Below are 1,630 nucleotides of genomic sequence, written 5' to 3'. Positions count from 1 at the left end.
GTGGGGCGCACGCAAACTTTAAACGCTTCGGGAGAGATTCCCTCTTGGTTGGTTGGAGAAATCCTGCTTGCTAACGGAGACTCAATGAACGAAGAATCCCCGTCTCTTTAGAGCGGGGAGCGTCAATAATTATTCCTTCTTTTCGCCGACAAATCCCGATTAGTCTCTAATTTGAGTGAAAGCGCGTGAGTACAATTCCCCCCGTCGATTTATCCCGTCAATACCAAGTCATTAGCGAAGAAGCTAACCATGCCGTTTTAGAAATCCTCCGTTCTGGGCGCTACATTGGCGGTGAAGCTGTGAGCGAATTAGAACGACAATTTGCCCTCTATCATGGTGTTAGCGATTGTGTCGCCTGTAATTCGGGAACCGATGCCCTTTATCTGGCACTACGCGCCCTCGGTATTCAAGCGGGGGATGAAGTAATCACTTCTACTTTTTCTTTTATTGCCACCGCCGAAGCGATTAATTTAGTCGGGGCAGTGCCAGTTTTTGTCGATATCGATATTAATACTTTTAACCTCGATGTGGCACTGTTGGAAAAAGTGCTTACTCCCCAGACGAAAGCGATTATCCCCGTACACCTTTTTGGGCAATCTGTCAATATGTCTGAGGTAGTAAATTTCGCTCGTTCCCATAATTTATTTGTAATCGAGGATTGCGCTCAGGCAACGGGAGCAGAATGGTATGGGCAGAAAGTGGGGAGTATCGGCGATATTGGCTGTTTTAGCTTCTTTCCCACCAAAAATTTAGGCGGTTGTGGCGATGGTGGCGCAATTACCACCAATAACCCCCAGTTAGCGGCACAAATTCGCATGGTTAAAGAACATGGGAGCAAGGTGCGTTATTTTCATGAGGTAATTGGGGTGAATAGCCGCTTGGATGCCGTTCAAGCGGTTATTTTGCAAATTAAGCTGAAATACCTCGATTTTTGGAATAATCAACGGATCGAGATTGCCCAACGTTATCGAGAATTACTGCAACCTTTGCCTAATATCACTTTACCTACCGCTTTAGCCGGAGGTAAGCACGTTTGGAATCAGTACACAATCCTAACGGAAAATCGTGACCAAATTCGGGCAGCTTTGCAGGAAAAAGATGTCCTATCCATGGTTTATTATCCGATTCCCCTACATTTACAGCCGGTTTATCAGTATTTAGGCTATAAAAAAGGTGATTTACCCATGGCTGAATTGGCCAGTGAAAAAGTGTTATCTTTGCCTATGTTCCCCGATTTAAGCTGCGAGGAACAACAACAGGTAGCCTACGCGCTGAAAGATTGTTTGCATAGTTCCTAAGTTATCAGTGGGAATTATGAATTATGAATTATGAATTAAGTAGGTAGGTGTTAAAAGTTGTCAGACACCCCCCTTGATAAGCTATCCATTAGTCACATCTTTCTTAACATAAAATTTGACAAAAAGAGAAAAGTGTGCAAGATGGCTCAAGGAGGTTCTATCTGACCGCTTCTCGAAAGGAGGGCGGCTTTTCAGGTGGCGGACTCTTTTTATGAATAGTGGCACACAAAGATTGCCATTCATGTTCTTCCAAAAAACTTTCACAACTCTCCTCTCCGTGTAAGCGTGCTTGATAGGTTAACCAAAGTAATCTCCAAGCTACAATTGAATAG

Annotated in this window: 1 protein-coding gene and 2 pseudogenes; 2 read left to right on the top strand and 1 reads right to left on the bottom strand. The window is 44.0% G+C overall.

Annotation, left to right across the window (positions count from 1 at the left end; translation table 11 throughout):
• Both IQ224_RS25220 and IQ224_RS23370 read left to right on the top strand, forming a co-directional pair.
• Positions 1–111 (top strand): annotated as a pseudogene (locus IQ224_RS25220) (RNA-guided endonuclease TnpB family protein); the annotation flags it as partial.
• A gap of 74 nt (positions 112–185) precedes the next feature.
• Entirely contained in the window at positions 186–1,298 is a 1,113-nt protein-coding gene (locus IQ224_RS23370; RefSeq protein WP_002740831.1) for a DegT/DnrJ/EryC1/StrS aminotransferase family protein, read from the top strand.
• A gap of 160 nt (positions 1,299–1,458) precedes the next feature.
• Here IQ224_RS23370 and IQ224_RS23365 read toward each other — a convergent pair.
• A pseudogene (locus IQ224_RS23365) lies at positions 1,459–1,630 on the bottom strand (IS4 family transposase); the annotation flags it as partial.

Source organism: Microcystis sp. LEGE 00066, from assembly GCF_015207925.1.
GTDB lineage: Bacteria > Cyanobacteriota > Cyanobacteriia > Cyanobacteriales > Microcystaceae > Microcystis > Microcystis ichthyoblabe_A.
The sequence above is the reverse complement of the archived record's forward strand: the minus strand, read 5'-3'. Positions and strand labels throughout refer to the sequence as shown.